Annotated in this window: 14 protein-coding genes; 3 read left to right on the top strand and 11 right to left on the bottom strand. The window is 70.8% G+C overall.

Features of this window, described 5'->3' with window-relative positions:
* Window positions 1-163 precede the first annotated feature (163 nt).
* A complete protein-coding gene (locus tag ACHWVH_RS00820; protein ID WP_295843015.1) occupies window positions 164-823 on the bottom strand; it encodes a glutathione S-transferase family protein in 660 nt (219 codons plus the stop codon).
* A 57-nt stretch (window positions 824-880) separates the two neighbouring features.
* Entirely contained in the window at window positions 881-1576 is a 696-nt protein-coding gene (locus tag ACHWVH_RS00825) for a YafY family protein (RefSeq protein ID WP_267102839.1), read from the bottom strand.
* A 350-nt stretch (window positions 1577-1926) separates the two neighbouring features.
* Here ACHWVH_RS00825 and ACHWVH_RS00830 point away from each other — a divergent pair, with 350 nt between their 5' ends.
* Together ACHWVH_RS00830 and katG are read left to right on the top strand one after the other, a co-directional pair.
* On the top strand, window positions 1927-5235 hold the full coding sequence (locus ACHWVH_RS00830; protein WP_394686469.1) for an AAA family ATPase: 3309 nt from the start codon (window positions 1927-1929) through the stop codon (window positions 5233-5235).
* 242 nt (window positions 5236-5477) lie between these two features.
* Window positions 5478-7727, top strand: a complete 2250-nt coding sequence (katG, locus tag ACHWVH_RS00835) for a catalase/peroxidase HPI (RefSeq protein ID WP_394686470.1) — start codon at window positions 5478-5480, stop codon at window positions 7725-7727.
* A gap of 416 nt (window positions 7728-8143) precedes the next feature.
* Here katG and ACHWVH_RS00840 read toward each other — a convergent pair whose 3' ends face one another.
* Complete coding sequence (locus tag ACHWVH_RS00840) at window positions 8144-8551, bottom strand: RNA-binding S4 domain-containing protein (protein ID WP_043092749.1); 408 nt, start codon at window positions 8549-8551, stop codon at window positions 8144-8146.
* 480 nt (window positions 8552-9031) lie between these two features.
* Here ACHWVH_RS00840 and ACHWVH_RS00845 point away from each other — a divergent pair, with 480 nt between their 5' ends.
* On the top strand, window positions 9032-10492 hold the full coding sequence (locus ACHWVH_RS00845; RefSeq protein ID WP_267087026.1) for an MATE family efflux transporter: 1461 nt from the start codon (window positions 9032-9034) through the stop codon (window positions 10490-10492).
* A 300-nt stretch (window positions 10493-10792) separates the two neighbouring features.
* Here the strand turns inward: ACHWVH_RS00845 and rplS are convergent, their stop codons facing one another.
* From rplS to ffh, 8 genes are all read right to left on the bottom strand, one after another.
* The gene (rplS, locus tag ACHWVH_RS00850) at window positions 10793-11209 is read right to left on the bottom strand and encodes a 50S ribosomal protein L19 (RefSeq protein ID WP_010342237.1); all 417 of its coding nucleotides are present in this window, start codon (window positions 11207-11209) and stop codon (window positions 10793-10795) included.
* A gap of 131 nt (window positions 11210-11340) precedes the next feature.
* Complete coding sequence (gene trmD / locus ACHWVH_RS00855; RefSeq protein WP_152180425.1) at window positions 11341-12123, bottom strand: tRNA (guanosine(37)-N1)-methyltransferase TrmD; 783 nt, start codon at window positions 12121-12123, stop codon at window positions 11341-11343.
* Between the two features lie 80 nt (window positions 12124-12203).
* Window positions 12204-12716, bottom strand: coding sequence for a ribosome maturation factor RimM (gene rimM, locus ACHWVH_RS00860; protein ID WP_017907937.1), 513 nt, complete (start codon window positions 12714-12716; stop codon window positions 12204-12206).
* Window positions 12717-12760: 44 nt separating this feature from the next.
* Window positions 12761-13021, bottom strand: a complete 261-nt coding sequence (gene rpsP / locus ACHWVH_RS00865) for a 30S ribosomal protein S16 (RefSeq protein WP_010342240.1) — start codon at window positions 13019-13021, stop codon at window positions 12761-12763.
* Window positions 13022-13195: 174 nt separating this feature from the next.
* The gene (locus ACHWVH_RS00870) at window positions 13196-13996 is read right to left on the bottom strand and encodes an aminotransferase class IV (protein ID WP_394686471.1); all 801 of its coding nucleotides are present in this window, start codon (window positions 13994-13996) and stop codon (window positions 13196-13198) included.
* Complete coding sequence (locus ACHWVH_RS00875; protein WP_394686526.1) at window positions 13993-15057, bottom strand: NAD(P)H-dependent flavin oxidoreductase; 1065 nt, start codon at window positions 15055-15057, stop codon at window positions 13993-13995. The genes ACHWVH_RS00870 and ACHWVH_RS00875 overlap by 4 nt, the downstream gene beginning before the upstream one ends.
* 79 nt (window positions 15058-15136) lie before the next feature.
* Window positions 15137-16411, bottom strand: coding sequence for a hypothetical protein (locus ACHWVH_RS00880; RefSeq protein WP_295927052.1), 1275 nt, complete (start codon window positions 16409-16411; stop codon window positions 15137-15139).
* A 22-nt stretch (window positions 16412-16433) separates the two neighbouring features.
* Window positions 16434-17813, bottom strand: a complete 1380-nt coding sequence (gene ffh / locus ACHWVH_RS00885; RefSeq protein ID WP_043092756.1) for a signal recognition particle protein — start codon at window positions 17811-17813, stop codon at window positions 16434-16436.
* Window positions 17814-17910: the final 97 nt, after the last annotated feature.

A 17910-nucleotide genomic window follows, 5' to 3' on the forward strand; every position in this document is an offset into this window, starting at 1 on the left:
CGCCAGGACGTACGAGGCTGCGCCCGCACCCTCATCCGCCCCTTCGGGGCACCTTCTCCCAAGGGGAGAAGGAAAGCGCTAGAGCCCCTCTCCCGTCGGGAGAGGGGTTGGGGTGAGGGTCCGCCCGCACGGCACACCCAACCGCCAGTCATCCCACATCCCGCTAGGCGCTCGCCGGCACGGCGCTCGGGCGCGGCATGAACGGGTTGGGATGCGCCGCCAGCAACGCATCGTCGATGGCCGCGGCACGCTGCGCCGCCGGGCGCGCCATGTGCCGCTGCACGAAGGCGACAAACGCCGGCCGCGCCTGCAGCACACCGATGCGCGTGTAGAAGCCGAGGAACGCCGCGGCATACAGGTCGGCTGCGCTGAAGCGATCGCCGGCCAGGTGCTCGCGACCGGCGACGCCCTGCTCCAGCATGTCCAGCAGATCCTCGCCATGGCCGTAGCCCGCGCTGTGCGCCGGGGCCAGCGTGCCGTGCTGCCTGGCGGTCAGGAACGCCTCGGCCGGGCCGGCCAGCAGGAACAGCCAGCGGTAGTAATCGCCACGCGCCGGCGATCCAAGCGGCGGCGCCAGTTGCCGCTCCGGCACCAGGTCGGCTAGGTAGGCGCAGATCGCCGCGTTCTCGGTGACGGTGGTGGTGCCGTGGACCAGCGCCGGCACCTTGCCCATCGGGTTGATCGCCAGATACGCCGGCGCCTTCATGCCGGTGCCGTAGTCGAGGATCTGCGCGCGGTACGGCAGGCCGGTTTCTTCGAGCATCCAGCGCGCGATGCGGCCGCGCGACATGGGGTGGGTGTAGAGCACAAGATCGTGGGACATGGTCGGACTCCGTGGTGGACGCCACGCAGTCTGCGCGTGCCCTGCTGACACCTGCTGTCAGGAGCCGACGCCGTGTCCGGTAGCGGCGCGCCAGCGCCGGATCAGCAGATGCCGCCGCGTCGGGTAGCGTTCGCTGTCGTCGCGCAGCGCCAACACCCGGTCGGCACGGAAATGGCGGAAATCGCCGCGCAGTTCGCACCACGCCGCGATCATGCCGAAACCGCCCAGGAAGGCCATCGCGAACGGCCAGATGCGCCGTTGCGAGGCGACGCCGCCGGCATCGGCATAGTCCATGTGCAGCACGTGTTCCAGGCGGATGCCGCGACGCAGCACCGGCAGCCACGGTGCCGCCGGCTGCGCGGGCGGCGCCGCGGGCACCAGCAACCCGCTGGTCTCCAGCGCCAGCCGCAACGGTGCCGGCAGCGACGCCCCGATCCGGGTGATGGCGCGCTGCGCGGCCTGCGCCAGTTCCGGATCGGCCTGGCTCGCCACCCAGCGCGCGCCCAGGGTCAGCGCTTCCAGCTCGTCCTCGCTGAAGTTCAACTCCGGCAGCAGGAAGCCCGGGCGCAGCACGTAGCCCACGCCCGGGTCGCCGAGGATGTCGGCGCCCTGCCCGCGCAGGCTGGCGATGTCGCGGTACAGCGTGCGCAGGCTCACTCCCAGATCGGCGGCGAGCTGTGCCCCGGCCACGGGCCGGCGGCGCCCGCGCAGGGCGTCGAGCAGGCGCAGCAGACGGGTGGCGCGCTGGGTCATCGCGACAGGATAGTGGGCAGGCGCCGCCAACGGGAGGCGCTGGTGCGTCAGGCAGCCCGCCTGGCGCTGCAGTCCGATCGGTGTCGCACTGCGCAGCGACGCTGTCGCCTGGAGGAAACACGGACTTCTATACTCGACGGCGAACGCGCCGCCCCGCTCCGTCGCAAACGGGGCCGCGCGCACCAGCACAGGCCGCACGCGTCCGCGACGGCTACATCCAACGAGGGAACGCATGCAGCCACGCTCGCGAACGTCGTCACGCCCCCCGGTCCGCTGCACCATCGCAGGTGCCATGCGGGCGCCACATCCGCGCAGCGGCCGTCGCGGCATCCGGGACTGAGGCGACGATGATGGAATTTGCCCTTTTCGCCATCGGCGTGGTCGTCGGTGCGGTGCTGTTGCATCTGGCGCGCCCTCTCGGGCGCAGCGCCTCCGCGCAGCGGCCTGCACCGGCGACCGACGCCGGCGACAACCACCACGCCGCGCCCGAGGCAACGCAGGAGACCCCGGCGCAGCATCTGCAGCGGCTGCGCCAGCAGGTGGAAGCACAGGACGAGCAGATCCACAGCCCTGCCGATCTGGCACAGATTCCGCAGTTCCAGCACGGCGTGGCGCTGCTGGCAGGCGCGGAGTTCTCCCATCAGGAACTGGTCGAGGCGCTGGGCAGCCCAGGCTATGTGCTGCCGTGCATGGCAGCGCAGGCCTTGGCGCAACGCCGCCCCCAGGATGCGGACGCGGTCCTGGACGTGCTCCCGCACCTGGGTTCGTATCCGCTGAGCTTCCTGTTCGACTACCTGCAGCGCCTGCCGGATGCCGACCATCTGCACGCGCTGCTGCGCCACGCACGCGACTGGTGGTGGAACGTCGTCCCGTTCCGGCAACGCCTGCGCGCCTATCTGCAGTGGGCCGCAAGCAAGGCCCCGGCGGACCGCCCGGTGGATTTCGACGAACTCGACGATGCAGCGCTGACCGCACTCGGCGACACCCTGGCGCAGTTCAAGGAACCCGTGCTGGAGCCGTTCCTGCAGCGCCTGCAAAACGCACGCAAGCAGCGTCGCGAGCAGCGCGTGCTCGGCGGCTTCGGCCGTGTCGTCGCCGCGGTGCCGGCGCGCCTGCGCCTGCACCACCCGGGGCTGGACGCGGCCTTGCAGCGCGCCTACGAGCACGTGGTGACCACGCCTCCGCAACCGGTCCTGCTGGTCGGCGAGCACGGCGTGGGCAAGAGCGTGCTGATCGACCTGCTCAGCGAACGCCTGCTCGGCGAAGGCTGGCGTGTGTTCGAGGCCTCCGCCGCGGAGATCCTGGCGGGGCAGAGCTACATCGGCGAACTGGAGGGACGCATCCGCGAGATGCTGGCGGTCCTGCACCGCGAGCGCGCCCTGTGGCGCGCGCCGGACTTCTACGACCTGCTGCACAAGGGCGCGCATTCGCGCGATCCGCGCGGCATCCTCGATCTGGTGCTGCCGGCGCTGGAGCGCGGTGAGCTGCGCCTGATCGGCGAGATCACGCCGCGGCAACTGGCGCAGTTGCAGGTGGCGCGGCCGACCACGCGTTCGCGCTTCGAAGTGGTGACGCTGGCACCGGCCGCGTCCACCGCGCTGGCGCAGATCGGCGCACAGTGGGCGCAGGCCCAGGCGCAGGCGCTGCAGACCGAGGTGATCGACGCGCGCGCCCTGGCCGAAGCCGAACGCCTGGCCGCGCAGTACTTCCCCGATCAGCACGAACCCGGCCGCCTGCTGCAGCTGCTCGACGAGACCCTGCAGGCCGCGAAGGACGGCGGCGACGCACGCCTGCCGCTGGACGACGATGCCCTGCTGCAGGCGGTGGCCAGGCGCAGCGGGCTGCCGCTGGAGGTGATCGACGATCGCCAACGGCTGGAACTGGAGACGCTGCGCCGTTTCTTCCGCAAGCGCGTGCTGGGCCAGGACGAGGCGGTGGAGACCCTGCTCGACCGCATCGCCATGCTCAAGGCCGGGCTGATCGACAGCCGCCGCCCGATCGGCGTGTTCCTGTTCGCCGGCCCGACCGGCACCGGCAAGACCGAATTGGCCAAGGCACTGGGCGAACTGCTGTTCGGCACTCCCGAGCGCCTGCTGCGCCTGGACATGAGCGAGTTCCAGGGCGAGGACGCGCTGTACCGGCTCACCGGCGACGACAGCGCCGGGCAGCGCACGCTGATCGCGCGCATCCGCGAGCAGCCGTTCTCGGTGGTGCTGCTGGACGAGTTCGAGAAGGCCCACCCCAAGGTCTGGGACCTGTTCCTGCAGGTGTTCGACGACGCCCGCCTGAGCGACCGCAACGGCAATACCGCCGACTTCCGCCACAGCATCATCATTCTCACCAGCAACGTCGGCGCCACGCTGGCCCGCGGCGCCGGCCCCGGCTTCGCCACCGTCGCCGGCGGCTACTCGCGCAACGCGGTGGAAAAGGCGGTGTACGAGACCTTCCGCCGCGAGTTCGTCAACCGGCTCGACAAAGTGGTGCTGTTCAACCCGCTGGATCGGGCGCTGATGCGCGAGATCCTGCACAAGGAACTGGATCGCACGCTGACCCGGCGCGGTCTGCGCAATCGCGCCTGGGCGGTGGAATGGGAGCCGTCGGCGATCGAGTTCCTGCTCGACCGCGGCTTCACTCCGGACCTGGGCGCGCGGCCGCTGCGCCGCGCGATCGAACAGCATCTGCTCGCGCCCCTGGCACGCAGCATCGTCGAGCAACGCGCCCCCGAAGGCGACCAGTTCCTGTTCGTGCGCGGCGCCGGCGACCGCCTCGACGTGCGCTTCATCGCAGCGGACGCGCCGCCGACGCCGGAGCCCCTGCCCGCGGCGGTCGACCCCGCCACGCCCACGGATCTGCGCGACCTGGTGTACGCGCCCAATGCAGACAGCGCGGTCCTGCCGCGCCTGGATGCGGCCTTGCATCGCCTGCAGGAATCGCACGCCGCGCCGGCCTGGCGGCAGGCGCGCGAGGCGGACTTCGCCGCCATGGGCGAGCGCGATTTCTGGTCGCAATCCGGCCGCTTCCAGGTGCTGGACCGGATCGAGCGCCGCGACCGCATCGAAAGCGCGCTGGCCACCGCCGTGCGCCTGCGCGCGCGGCTGGACGGCGGCGCCCAGCGCGACGGCGAGTTCGTGGCGCGCCTGACCCAGTTGCTGTGGCTGCTGCACCTGGCCAGCACCGCGCTGCAGGAGCAACGCCCGCAGGATGCGCTGCTGGACCTGCGCATCGGCGCCAGCGAGCTGCACCGGCATCCGGCCGAAGCACGGCAGTGGTGGCAACGTCTGCTGCAGATGTATCTGGCCTGGGCCGAGCAGCGCAACATGCGGGTGGACGTGCTGGCACAGGATCCGCAGCAAGGCCGCGCCTGGCTGGCCATCGCCGGTTTCGGGGCACTGGCGTTGCTGGACGCGGAAGCCGGCCTGCACGTGCAGGAGCAGGAGGTCGACGAACCGACCCTGCGCCGGCTCGCGGTGCAGGTGCGGGTCGCTCCCGACCTGCCCGGGCAGGCACGGCGCGCGCCCATCGGCGAGGACGAACTGCGGGTGTGCCGACGCTATCGGATCGCGCCTTCGCCGCTGGTGCGCGACAGCGTCCGCGGCTGGCGCAGCGGACGCCTGGAACGCGTGCTGGGCGGCGATTTCGACGTGATGCCGGTCGACTGAATCCTGTCACCGACGCACGCGGCATGCGGCCACTGCAGGAGCGCTGGGCAGGCGAGCGATGCGCGGCCACACCGCACACCGCCATCGATGCGATAGCTGCACGCTATCGATTGATTAGAAGAATTCGAATTCTCTAAATCGCGGCTTCCGCCTATCGTGTCTCCAGTTTCACCGTGTCGCCGCCGTATGATCGCGGCGCCGAGCCACCCCATCTCGTCCACCAAGAGCCAAGGCAGCCTCCCATGACCAGCGAATCGAAATGCCCGTTCCACCAGGCTGCCAGCGGCAGCGGCACCAGCAATCGCGACTGGTGGCCCAAGCAGTTGCGCGTGGACCTGCTCAACCAGCATTCGGCCCGTTCCAACCCGCTGGACCCGCAGTTCGATTACGCCACGGCGTTCAAGCAGCTCGATCTGGAAGCGCTCAAGCGCGACCTGCACGCACTGATGACCGATTCGCAGGACTGGTGGCCGGCCGACTTCGGCCACTACGGCCCGCTGTTCGTGCGCATGGCCTGGCATAGCGCCGGCACCTACCGCACCGGCGACGGCCGTGGCGGCGGTGGCCGCGGCCAGCAGCGTTTCGCTCCGCTCAACAGCTGGCCGGACAACGTCAGCCTGGACAAGGCGCGGCGCCTGCTGTGGCCGATCAAGCAGAAGTACGGCCAGGCCATCTCCTGGGCCGACCTGCTGATCCTCACCGGCAACGTCGCGCTGGAATCGATGGGCTTCAAGACCTTCGGCTTCGCCGGCGGCCGCGCCGACACCTGGGAGCCGGACCAGGACGTGTACTGGGGCCGCGAGACCAAGTGGCTGGGCGGCGACGAGCGCTACGCGCACGGCTCGCCGGGCGTGGACGAGGCGCACGGCGTGCTGGTGAAGGACGACGACAGCGAAGTGCGCCATACCCGCGACCTGGAGAACCCGCTGGCCGCGGTGCAGATGGGCCTGATCTACGTCAATCCGGAAGGCCCGGACGGCAATCCCGACCCGCTGCTGGCGGCCAAGGACATCCGCGACACCTTCGGCCGCATGGCCATGAACGACGAAGAGACCGTGGCGCTGATCGCCGGCGGCCACACCTTCGGCAAGACCCACGGCGCCGGCCCGGCCGACCACGTCGGCGCCGAGCCGGAAGCGTCCGACCTGGAGAGCCAAGGCCTGGGCTGGTCCAACAGCTTCGGCAGCGGCAAGGGCGGCGACACTATCACCAGCGGCCTGGAAGTCACCTGGACCACCAAGCCGGCGCAGTGGACCAACGAGTTCTTCGAGCACCTGTTCAAGTTCGACTGGGAACTGAGCAAGAGCCCGGCCGGCGCCCACCAGTGGGTGGCCAAGAACGCCGAGGCGGTGATTCCGGACGCGCACGATGCGTCGAAGAAGCACCTGCCGACCATGCTCACCACCGACCTGGCGCTGCGCTTCGACCCGGCCTACGAGAAGATCTCGCGCCGCTTCCTGGAGAATCCGCAACAGTTCGCCGATGCCTTCGCCCGCGCCTGGTTCAAGCTGACCCACCGCGACATGGGCCCGCGTGCGCGCTACCTCGGCCCGGACGTGCCGGCCGAAGAACTGCTGTGGCAGGACCCGATCCCGGCCGTGAACCACCCGCTGGTCGACGCGCAGGATATCGCCGCACTGAAGAAGACCCTGCTCGACTCCGGGCTGAGCGTGGCGCAACTGGTGTCCACCGCCTGGGCCGCGGCCTCCACCTTCCGTGGCTCGGACATGCGCGGCGGCGCCAACGGTGCGCGCATTCGCCTGGCCCCGCAGAAGGATTGGGAAGTCAACCAGCCGGCGCAGCTGGCACAGGTGCTGGCCACGCTGGAGGACATCCAGGCGCAGTTCAACGGCGCGCAGAGCGGCGGCAAGAAGATCTCGCTGGCCGACCTGATCGTGCTCGGCGGTGCCGCCGCGGTGGAACAGGCAGCCAAGCTGGCCGGACAGATCGTCGAGGTGCCGTTCGTGCCGGGCCGCATGGATGCCTCGCAGGAACAGACCGACGTTGAGTCGTTCGCGGTACTGGAACCGATCGCCGATGGTTTCCGCAACTACGCCAGGCGCCGTTACGCACTGTCGGCCGAAGCCCTGCTGATCGACAAGGCGCAGTTGCTGACCCTGACCGCCCCGGAGATGACTGTGCTGGTCGGCGGCCTGCGCGTACTCGGCGCCAACAGCGGCCAGTCCGCGCACGGCGTGTTCACCGATCGCCCGGGCGTGCTCAGCAACGACTTCTTCGCCAACCTGCTGGACATGGGCACCGAGTGGAAGGCGACCTCGGAGATGAAGGACGTCTACGAAGGCCGCGACCGCAAGAGCGGCGCGTTGAAGTGGACCGGCACCCGCGCCGACCTGGTGTTCGGCTCCAACTCGGTGCTGCGCGCGGTGGCCGAGGTCTACGCCAGCGCCGACGCGCAGGCGAAGTTCGTACGCGACTTCGTCGCCGCCTGGACCAAGGTGATGCAGCTGGATCGCTTCGACCTGGCCGCCTGACGACGGCAGACGGGGCGCCGCAACGGCGCCTCGCGTGTCCTGCTTGCATGACGACAACGCCCCGCTCGCCGGGGCGTTGTCGCGAGTGCAACGGCTCCACACGCTCTGTCGCAGAGGGCAACGCACGAATGGGGATGACGAGGAATGACCGCCCTGCGTCGCGGCTGAAGTCGCTCCCACGGTGTGTCAACCGCAATGAGCACGCCGACGCTCGCCAGAACGCAAGCCGGTCGTGGGAGGGCCTTCAGTCCCGACTGCATGCAGTCGAGGAAACATGGTGTTGCTTGCAGCGACTGGACATCGAGCGAAACACGCGACCAGCGCACCACCCACCTTCGGCAACGTCACGGCACCATTCGGTCGTCGCTGCAACTCGGTCAACCGCACCGATCCTCGGCCAGGCGCAGCGGACTCGGCTACAGCGCGTCCAGATCCCCCAGCGCGCGGATCAGCCGCCGCGCACGCTTGTCCGGTTTGCCCTCCGGCGCCTGGTAGCCGTTGCGCTCGGCGCTGCGCTGCGCGCGCAACTGCGCACGGCGCTCGCGCGAGGCCTCGCTCTCCAGGTACAGGGTCTGCGCCACGCTGGCCGGGCCGCGGGTATCGCTCAATCCCAGCACCTGGATCTCGAACACCTCGTCGCCGCGCTGCACGCGCACCTGCTCGCCCACGCGCACCGCGCGCGAGGATTTCGGCCGCTGCCCGGCCACGTCCACCTTGCCGGTCTCCACTGCCTGCTTGGCCAGGCTGCGGGTCTTGAAGAAGCGCGCGGCCCACAGCCAGACATCCAGGCGCACCGCGGCAGCTTGTACGACAGATTCATTCATTGCGTTGCTCGACATCCACTCGCGTTGGGGATTGCAGGCAGTCAAAAGGCGGCGCCGGAGCGGAGACCATCGCGCCGCTGAGGGCATGCGCGGCGCACACGTCTCTCCGCACAGATGGCGATGCGATCGCACCAATGCAAGCACCGCGCCGCAGGGGCTCACCTTTCCGGGATGAATGGGTTGGCAGAGAGCGAGCGACCTCGAGGCAGGTCCCATGCCGTTGCTGGCGTCGCCCCCTACCCGGCACCAAGCAATGACCCGAGCCGTGCCGAACGCAGTTCCACCCTCGCCGCAGCGCACCACCGCGACTCGGACAGGACCGGCCGCCGAGCGCGACGGCCCACGCCACCCGCCGTGGGGCGGCGCAGGCCCGTCCCCTGCCTGCCTGCGGCACGAACGCTGCAGACCCAGATCCGCCCATCGCCCCGCCGACATCCGTCGGTGCTAGTGTGGCCGGCTCACGCTCGCTCCCGACCCGCGATGACCAAGCCCGCTGCGCTCACCGAAGGCCCGATCGGCCGCCAGTTGCTGCTGTTCTCGCTGCCGATCCTGGCCGGCAACATCGCGCAGTCGCTCAACGGCTCGGTCAATGCCGTGTGGATCGGCCGCTATCTCGGCGAAGCGGCGCTCACCGCCGCGGCCAACGCCAACAGCATCATGTTCTTCCTGATCGGCTCGGTGTTCGGCATCGGCATGGCCGCCACCATCCTGATCGGCCAGGCGATGGGCCGCAGTGACGTGGCCCAGGCGCGGCGGGTGATGGGCACCAGCGCCACCTTCTTCATCGGCATCTCGGTATTGATCGCCGCCGGCGGCTGGTGGCTGGCGCGGCACCTGCTGGCGGCGATGGGCACGCCGGCGGCGTCGCTGCCGCTGGCCGAGGCCTATCTGCGGGTGATCTTCCTGGCGATGCCGCTGCTGTACACCTTCGCGTTCCTGTCGGCGGCGCTGCGCGGCACCGGCGATTCGCGCACGCCGTTCCGCTTCCTGCTGCTGTCGGTGGCGTTGGACATCGGCTTCAATCCGCTGCTGCTGTTCGGGCTGGGGCCGTTCCCCAAGCTGGGCATCGCCGGGGCGGCCTGGGCCACGCTGATCGCGCAGGCGGTGTCGCTGACCGGGTTGCTGCTGTACCTGCGGCACAAACGCCACGTGCTGTGGCTGGGCCGCCGCGACGCGCGGCTGTTCCGGCTCGACCTGCCGATCCTGCGCGCGCTGATCGTCAAGGGCGTGCCGATGGGCCTGCAGATGGTGCTGATCTCGCTGGCGATGATCGTGATGATCTCGCTGGTCAACGGCTATGGCACCGCCACCTCCGCGGCCTACGGCGCGGCGCTGCAGCTGTGGGCCTACCTGCAGATGCCGGCGATGGCGATCGGCGCGGCCTGCTCGTCGATGGCCGCGCAGAACGTCGGCGCGCAGCGCTGGGACCGGGTCGCGGCGACCGCGCGCAAGGGCGTGCTGTTCAACTTCCTGCTGACCGGCGCGCTGATCGCGCCGCTGATCCTGTTCGACCGCTGGACCCTGGCGCTGTTCCTGCCGCCGCACAGCGCGGCGCTGGAGATCGCGCGCCACCTCAACCACATCGCGGTGTGGTCGTTCCTGTTCTTCGGCGTCACCTTCGTCATCTCCGGCGTGGTCCGCGCCACCGGTGCGGTGGTGCCGCCACTGCTGATCCTGGCGCTGTCGCTCTGGGGCATCCGCGTGCCGTTCGCGCAGTTGCTGCAGCCGCAGCTGGGCGTGGATGCGGTGTGGTGGAGCTTCCCGACCAGCGCCACCTGCGCGATGCTGCTGTCGCTGGCGTATTACCGCTGGGGCAACTGGCGCACCGCGCGGATGCTGGCGCCGTCGCGGCCGGAGACCGTGGCGCATCCGGCGGAAGTGCCGGTGCAGCCGCCGGCACCGGTCGCCGACGTGGCGGTGGCGCAGGATCCGGCGCGCTGAGCGCTGCGCTCGCGTCGCGATCCACAGGCGCCATTGTCTGTGCGGGAGTCGACTGTCATGCAGCCGCAGCGAACTAAGCCCAAGCCGTCCGACACCGTCACGCGTCGGGACTGAAGTCCCTCCCACAAGGGCGCCAGCCCTGCCCTTGTGGGGAAGCGACTGACGCTATCCCTACAACGGCCAGACCCCACAACGCGGGCCTGATGGCGCCGCCTCCACGAGGTGCAACACACGCTGCCACAAACGCAAACGGCCGCCCGAAGGCGGCCGTTGCGGCAGCGACCGAGGGTCGCCGGATGATTACTCGGCCTTGGCGGCGGCAGCAGCGGCCTGGCGCGCGACCTTGGCCTGCGCAGCGGCGGCCAGATCTTCCTTGATGCGGGCGGCCTTGCCTTCCAGGCCACGCAGGTAGTACAGCTTGCCGGCGCGGACCTTGCCGCGGCGCTTCACTTCGACCGAGTCGATGGTGGCGCTGTGGGTCTGGAACACGCGCTCGACGCCGTAGCCGTGCGAGATCTTGCGCACGGTGAACGAGGAGTTCAGGCCGGCGTTCTTGGTGCCGATCACCACGCCTTCGTAGGCCTGCACGCGCTCGCGGTTGCCTTCCTTCACCTTGACGTTGACGACGACGGTGTCGCCCTGGTTGAACTCCGGCAGCTTGCGCTGGATCTGGGCGGCTTCGAAGTCGGCCAGGATGGTCTTGTTGAGCTTGCTCATGGTGGGCACCGCTTGTGTCTGGTGAGGTGGTCCGGCAGTCGCCGCACGGCGATTGCGCGATATCGGATGGGCCAAGCACGGAGCGCACTGGCCGGAAAGCCGGGCATTTTAACCCAGCCCGGCGGCAATGGCTAGGGCTTGGATGGATTTTCCTGTTCGGCGGCCTGCGCCGCCTCCCGCTCCTGGCGGAATTCCTGCAGCAGGCGCCGGTCGGCCGCGCTCAGCGCCGTCTCGTCCAGCAGTTCCGGACGCCGCAGCCAGGTCCGCCCCAGCGCCTGCATGCGCCGCCAGCGCGCGATCGCGGCGTGGTTGCCGGAACGCAGCACCGCCGGCACCTCGCCCAATGCGTGTTCGCGCGGATGGGTGTAGTGCGGGCAGTCGAGCAGGCCGTCCGGGCCCTCGAAACTGTCCTGGGCCGCGGATTCGGCGTCGTTCAGCGCCCCCTCCTGCAGCCGGGTGACCGCATCCACCAGCACCGCCGCGGCCAGTTCGCCGCCGGACAGCACGTAGTCGCCGATCGAGATTTCCTCGTCCACCGCGGCGGCGACGAAACGCTCGTCCACGCCCTCGTAGCGCCCGCACAGCAGCAGCAGCCGCGGCAGCGCGGCCAGTTCGCGGGCCTTGGCCTGGGTCAGCGGCCGGCCTTGCGGGCTCAGGTAGATCAGCGGCGCCGGCTGCGGATCGGCCGCGCGCACCGCCTGCAGGCAGGCCTGCAGCGGCTCGATCATCATCACCATGCCCGGGCCGCCGCCGAACGGCCGGTCGTCGACCTTGCGGTAGCCGCCGCTGGCGTAGTCGCGCGGGTTCCAACCGTGCAGGTCCAGCAGCGCGCGCTCCTGCGCCCGCCCGACCACGCCGAACCCGGCGCACTGGGCGACGAACTCGGGGAACAGGCTGATGACGTCGATGCGCATGAGGCTGGGAATGGGGAGCCGGGAATGGGGAATAGGGAATGGGAAAGGCAAAAGCCAAAGCGGCCGCATGGCCGCTTCGCTCAGAACTCGGGGTCCCAGTCGACCACGACCAGGTTGGCCTCGAAATCCACCGACTTGATGTAGTCCGGCTGCACGAACGGCACCAGCCGTTCGCGGTCGCCGCGCACCACCAGCACGTCGTTGGCGCCGGTGGAGAACAGGTGCGACACCTGCCCCAGCGCCACGCCGTCGACGGTGCGCACGTCCAGGCCTTCCAGGTCCACCCAGTAGTACTCGTCCGGGCGCGGCGGCGGCAGGCTGCTGCGCGCCACGTAGATCTCGGTGCCGCGCAGGGCCTCGACCGCGTCGCGGTCGGTGACCTCGGGCAGCGTGGCGATCAGGTACTTGCCGGACTCGCGGCCGCGCACGCCGCTGAGGCTGCTCTCGCTGCCGTCGGGCTTGCGCACGATCCAGGGCTGATAACGGAAAATGGCGAGGCGCGGCTCGGTCCAGGACTCGAGCTTGGCCTCGCCACGGATGCCGAACGCGCCGAGGACCCGACCGAGCAGGATGCGGCGCTGGCTGTCTTTCATTGGGGGCAAACGCGAGGGCCGCGCGCTGGGCGCGGCCCGCGGAATCAGGCCGCGGCGGCCTGGTTCTTGGTGGCTTCCTTGTACAGGTTGCGCACCTTGTCGGTCAGCTGCGCGCCATTGGACACCCAATGGTCGACGCGGGCCAGGTCCAGCACCACGCGCGGCTCGGCGCCCTGGGCGACCGGGTTGTAGTAACCGACGCGTTCGATGTTGCGGCCGTCGCGCGCGCTGCGCACGTCGGTGACGATGATGTGGTAGAAGGGGCGCTTCTTGGCGCCGCCACGGGTAAGGCGGATCTTGACCATGGTGAGTTTCCGGTGTTGCCCAGTCGCCAGGATGGCGCGGTGAACCGACGATTATAGCGGCCGGCCCCGGCTCTGCCAAGTCTGGGCCGTGGCCTGCGGCCGCGGGATTGGGGATTCGAGATTGGGGATTCGCCAGGAGCGGCAGCCATGCCACGATGGCCGTCCACGGAGTGCTCAGATCGCCTGCCAGGGCTGGGTGTGCAACGCCGCCTCCAGCATGGCCAATAGATCCGCGGCCGGGCGCAGCGCGCGCCCGTCCACCGCCGCCACCGCCTGCTGGCCGCGGGCGTTGCAGGTGAAGGCGGCCACGTCCGGCCCGAGTTCGTGGAGCGACAGCGGCCGCACCTCCTGCGCCACGCCCAGCGCGGCGAGCCCGGCCTGCAGCAACCGTTCCTGGGTGCCGCGCAGCGCTGGTGCCTGCGGCCAGTGCAGACAGGCGCCGTCCCACAGTCCCAGGTTCCAGGCCGGCCCTTCGGCCACCTGCCCCTGCGCGTCGACGAACAGCGCGTCGTCGCTGCCGGCCTGCAGCGCAAGGCGGCGCTGGTGGAAGGCGCCGAAGGTGCCGACGTGCTTGATGTGGGGCGTCTCCCGGGCAAATACGCCACTGCGCAGCCGCAGCGGCGCCGCCTCGGCCTGTGCCGGTAGCGCCAGTGACACCAGCAGCTCCACAGCGCAATCGGCATCGGCCCGGCGCAACGTGAATGCCGGCGAGAACACGGTGACGCGGAGCGAGGCGTCGCCAGTGCCGAAGGCGGCCAGCGCCGCGCGTAGCTCGGCGCGCACGCGCTCATGCGGCAAGACACTCCCGAACAGCCCCGCGTTGGCCTGCTGCAAGCGCTGCAGATGCAGGTCGAACCCGCGCACGGCACCGTCGCGGACCTGCATGGTGCTGAAATGCCCGTAATTCACCAGCGCGGCGGCGGCCAGCAGGTCGGCATCCGCCGGCTGCCCGTGGTGGAAGACCTGCGATGTCACAGCAGGGCCTGCGCCTGCGACCACCAGCGTTCAACCAACGTCGCGGCGGGCTCGGCCGGCGCCATCCAGGCCGACTGCCCGGCCCAGGCCTGCATCGCCGCCAGGCGGCCGGCGCGCTGTGCGGCCTGGCGCATCGACGCAGTCAGACCACGCTGCACCGGGTACGGCCGCGGCGGCGGCGCCTCCGCGGCAGCGGCGGCGCGCACGTAGTCGGTGGCCAGCGCGCGGCCCAGGCGGCCGGAAAAGGCGCGGGTCAACGTGGTCTGCTCGGGTTCGGCCTGGGCCAGCGCATCCGCCCAGGCCGGTGCCAGCGCCGCCTCCGGGGTGCGCAGCAGGGCGGTGCCGATCTGCACCGCGCTCGCGCCCAGGGTCAAAGCGGCGGCGGTGCCACGGCCGTCGCCGATGCCACCGGCGGCGATCACCGGGATCTGCAACTGGTCGGCCAGCCGCGGCAGCAGCGCGAACAGCCCGGTCAACTGCCGCTCGGCGCTGCCGGCCTCGAAGGCACCGCGATGGCCGCCGGCCTCCGCCCCCTGCGCGACCACCGCATCGGCACCGGCGGCCTGCGCGGCCAGCGCCTCGTCCAAGGTGGTGGCGCAGGCGAACCAGGCGATCCCGGCCTGCTGCAGGCGCTGCACCTGGTCCGGCCGGAACAGGCCCATGATCGACGAGGCCACTGCCGGCCGCGCCGCGAGCAGGGCCTCGAACTGGGCATCGAAATCGGCGGGCGCCGCATCGCCGGCGGCGGCGTCGACCGGCGGTCCCCAGGCCGCGAGAAAGGCGCGCACCTCGGCCTCGGCGGCGGCATCGCGCGCGGGGGGCGGATCCGGCACCCACAGGTTGACCTGTGCCGCCCCGCCGCCGGCGGCGCGGAACGCATCCATCCACGCCACGATGTCCTGCGGCGCCGACAGCACCGCGCCCATCGCCCCCATGCCGCCAGCCGCGGCGACCGCGGCCGACAGCGGCACCGGGCAGGCACCGGCCATCGGGCTGAGCAGGATCGGCAGGCGCAGGCCGAAGCGCTGCCGAAAGGCGTCCACGCGCGCCAAGCGCTGCATCATGCGTGCTCCGCGATTCCAGGAACGGCCATGGTAGCCGCGCCGCCTTCCGGCCGCCGTGCCAGAGATGCGAGGACGCTCACGGCAGCGGCACCGGCAAACATTGCCGGTCCCGATCGCCGACCCACACCTGCTGCAGGGAAAAAGCGCGCAACCGTGACGGGCACTGGACGAAGGCACCCCACAGCCGCAGATCGACGAACGTCTCGACAGCACGATCGCGCCACGCCGCCGGACCGGACAGCCGCAGCTCCAGGCAATACAGCCCATCGACCGGACACACCACCTCCACGCACGCCGGCATCGCCGCGGACGGACGCAAGGCCATCAGCTGCGGCCCGTGCAACAGCGCGAACAGCCCCAGTTCGCCGTCGGTCGGACGGCTGCCGCCGGGCACCGGCAGTGGCTGACCGAACAGGCCGGATGTCCACACCGCCTCCAGCACCAGGACGTCGCCCTGGCTCAGCTGCAGAAAGTGACGATGCACGACCACGTTATCCGTGGGATCCGCCACCGCGGTGTCCGGCGCTCCATGCACGTCCCAGGCCCGCTCGGCGCCGGCGAACAGCAACGCGGCCGCGGCCGGCACGCGCGCCACGCAACGCGGCGGCAACTGCGCCAGCGGCCACGCGTCACGCGCTTGCGCCTCGGTGACGGCGAGGCTGCCATCGGGGCGCTGCGCATACGCCAGCGGCGTGCCGCGCAGCGGCTGCACCGGCAGCGCCAGCCGCTCCGATTCCGGCACGCGCCGCCACAGCGCCACCGTGCCGGGCACCTGCAGCTCGGCCTGGCCGATACCGATCGAGTACACGCCGGTGCGCACGATCGGCACGACGCACTCGGCGTGCGCCGCCACATCCAGCCACTGCGCCTGAGTCGCGCCCGGCGCCAGCAGGTCGCAGCGCCACTGCGCGGGGCCGTCGGCGGCGGGATGGAAGGCGAGCACCAGCGCATCGCCGGCGGACAGCACCAGCTCGGAGGTGGTGCAGATGCCCTGGCGCGGGAAGCGCTCCTCCGGGAACGGGACGATGTCCTCGAGATGGCGGCGCCATTGGCGCGGACCGGACGGCCGCGCACGCATCGCCGCAGGTGGGATGACGGGCTGCGCTGGCGGCGGCAGCCGCGCCGGAGCGGGCGTGGCGCCGGCCTCGCCAATGGCGGGGCCCAGGGAAGCCGCCGCGGTACCGCCGGCCGTGCGTCGCGCCATCGCGCGATCGATCGCTGCGACGACCAGCACCACCAGCACCCAGTACACCAGCGTCGCCGGCAGCACCGCCCAGCCGGAGGCCGAGTGCAGCGCCAGGGCCAGCGCCAGGGCCAGGCGCAGCACGCGCGTGCCGACGGACACGCTCACCGCACGCGCCGTGGCCGCGGGCTCAGCGGAACGGCAGGCCGCCGCGGCCGCCCATGCCGCCGAGCATGCCCTTCATGCCGCGCATCAGGCCCTTCATGCCGCCGCCGGCCATCTTGCTCATCATCTTTTCCATCTGCTGATACTGCTTCATCAGCTTGTTGACGTCGGCCGGCTGGGTACCGGAACCGCGGGCGATGCGCGCGCGGCGCGAGCCGTTGAGCAGGCCCGGGTTGCGCCGCTCCTTCTTGGTCATCGAGCCGATGATGGCGATCATCCGCGGCACGTCCTTGTTGCCGGCGACCTGCTGCTTCAGATGGTCGGGGATCTGGCCCATGCCCGGCAGCTTGTCCATCAGCCCGGACAGGCCGCCCATGTTCTGCATCTGCTCAAGCTGGTCGCGCATGTCGTTGAGGTCGAACTTCTTGCCCTTGGCGACCTTCTCGGCCAGCTTCTGCGCCTTGTCCTTGTCGACCTGGTGCTCGACCTGCTCGACCAGCGACAGCACGTCGCCCATGTCGAGGATGCGGCTGGCCAGGCGGTCGGGATGGAACACGTCCAGGCCGTCCGGCTTCTCGCCGACGCCGATGAACTTGATCGGCTTGCCGGTGATGTAGCGCACGCTCAGCGCCGCGCCGCCGCGGGCGTCGCCATCGGTCTTGGTCAGCACCACGCCGGTCAGCGGCAGCGCCTCGCTGAACGCCTTGGCGGTGTTGGCCGCGTCCTGGCCGGTCATCGCGTCGACCACGAACAGGGTCTCGACCGGGGTGATCGCCGCGTGCAGCGCCTTGATCTCCTCCATCATCGCCGCGTCGATGGCCAGGCGGCCGGCGGTATCCACCAGCAGCACGTCGACGAAGGACTTGCGCGCGTCGGCGATGGCGGCGCGGACGATGTCCACGGGCTTCTGCGAGGCCTCGGACGGGAAGAACAGCACCCCGACCTGCTCGGCCAGGGTCTTGAGCTGCTCGATCGCGGCCGGGCGGTACACATCGGCCGACACCACCATCACCTTCTTCTTGCGCTTTTCCTTCAGGTGCTTGGCCAGCTTGCCGACCGTGGTGGTCTTGCCCGCGCCCTGCAGGCCGGCCATCAGCACGATCGCCGGCGCCGGCACGTTGAGGTTGAGGTCGCTGGCGGCCGAGCCCATCACCGCGGTCAGCTCGTCGCGCACGACCTTGATCAGCGCCTGGCCCGGGGTCAGGCTCTTGAGCACTTCCTGGCCGACCGCGCGCACCTTGATGCGCTCGATCAGCGCCTGCACCACCGGCAGGGCGACGTCGGCCTCGAGCAGCGCGATGCGCACTTCGCGGGTGGCTTCGCGGATGTTCTCCTCGGTCAGGCGACCGCGGCCGCGCAGGCGCTGCATGGTGCCGGAGAGGCGTTGGGTGAGGGATTCGAACATGCGGGCGGGTCGCGGACGGGAAACGGCCGTCGATTATAGCCGGGCGCGCCGGCGATCCCCGGCGGCGCCGTCACGGCGGCGGGCCCGATATGCGAAA

It is taken from the genome of uncultured Xanthomonas sp. (assembly GCF_964278005.1).
Lineage (GTDB): Bacteria > Pseudomonadota > Gammaproteobacteria > Xanthomonadales > Xanthomonadaceae > Xanthomonas_A > Xanthomonas_A sontii.

Bases quoted from the DNA above. Each gene is read 5' to 3' on its own strand.
- rpsP (WP_010342240.1), bottom strand. From the start codon at position 13,021: ATGGTCAAGATCCGCCTTACCCGTGGCGGCGCCAAGAAGCGCCCCTTC.
- ACHWVH_RS00820 (WP_295843015.1), bottom strand. From the start codon at position 823: ATGTCCCACGATCTTGTGCTCTACACCCACCCCATGTCGCGCGGCCGC.
- ffh (WP_043092756.1), bottom strand. From the start codon at position 17,813: ATGTTCGAATCCCTCACCCAACGCCTCTCCGGCACCATGCAGCGCCTG.
- ACHWVH_RS00875 (WP_394686526.1), bottom strand. From the start codon at position 15,057: ATGCAGCGCTTGGCGCGCGTGGACGCCTTTCGGCAGCGCTTCGGCCTG.
- rimM (WP_017907937.1), bottom strand. From the start codon at position 12,716: ATGAAAGACAGCCAGCGCCGCATCCTGCTCGGTCGGGTCCTCGGCGCG.
- ACHWVH_RS00825 (WP_267102839.1), bottom strand. From the start codon at position 1,576: ATGACCCAGCGCGCCACCCGTCTGCTGCGCCTGCTCGACGCCCTGCGC.
- trmD (WP_152180425.1), bottom strand. From the start codon at position 12,123: ATGCGCATCGACGTCATCAGCCTGTTCCCCGAGTTCGTCGCCCAGTGC.
- ACHWVH_RS00840 (WP_043092749.1), bottom strand. From the start codon at position 8,551: ATGAATGAATCTGTCGTACAAGCTGCCGCGGTGCGCCTGGATGTCTGG.
- ACHWVH_RS00830 (WP_394686469.1), top strand. From the start codon at position 1,927: ATGGAATTTGCCCTTTTCGCCATCGGCGTGGTCGTCGGTGCGGTGCTG.
- rplS (WP_010342237.1), bottom strand. From the start codon at position 11,209: ATGAGCAAGCTCAACAAGACCATCCTGGCCGACTTCGAAGCCGCCCAG.
- ACHWVH_RS00845 (WP_267087026.1), top strand. From the start codon at position 9,032: ATGACCAAGCCCGCTGCGCTCACCGAAGGCCCGATCGGCCGCCAGTTG.
- katG (WP_394686470.1), top strand. From the start codon at position 5,478: ATGACCAGCGAATCGAAATGCCCGTTCCACCAGGCTGCCAGCGGCAGC.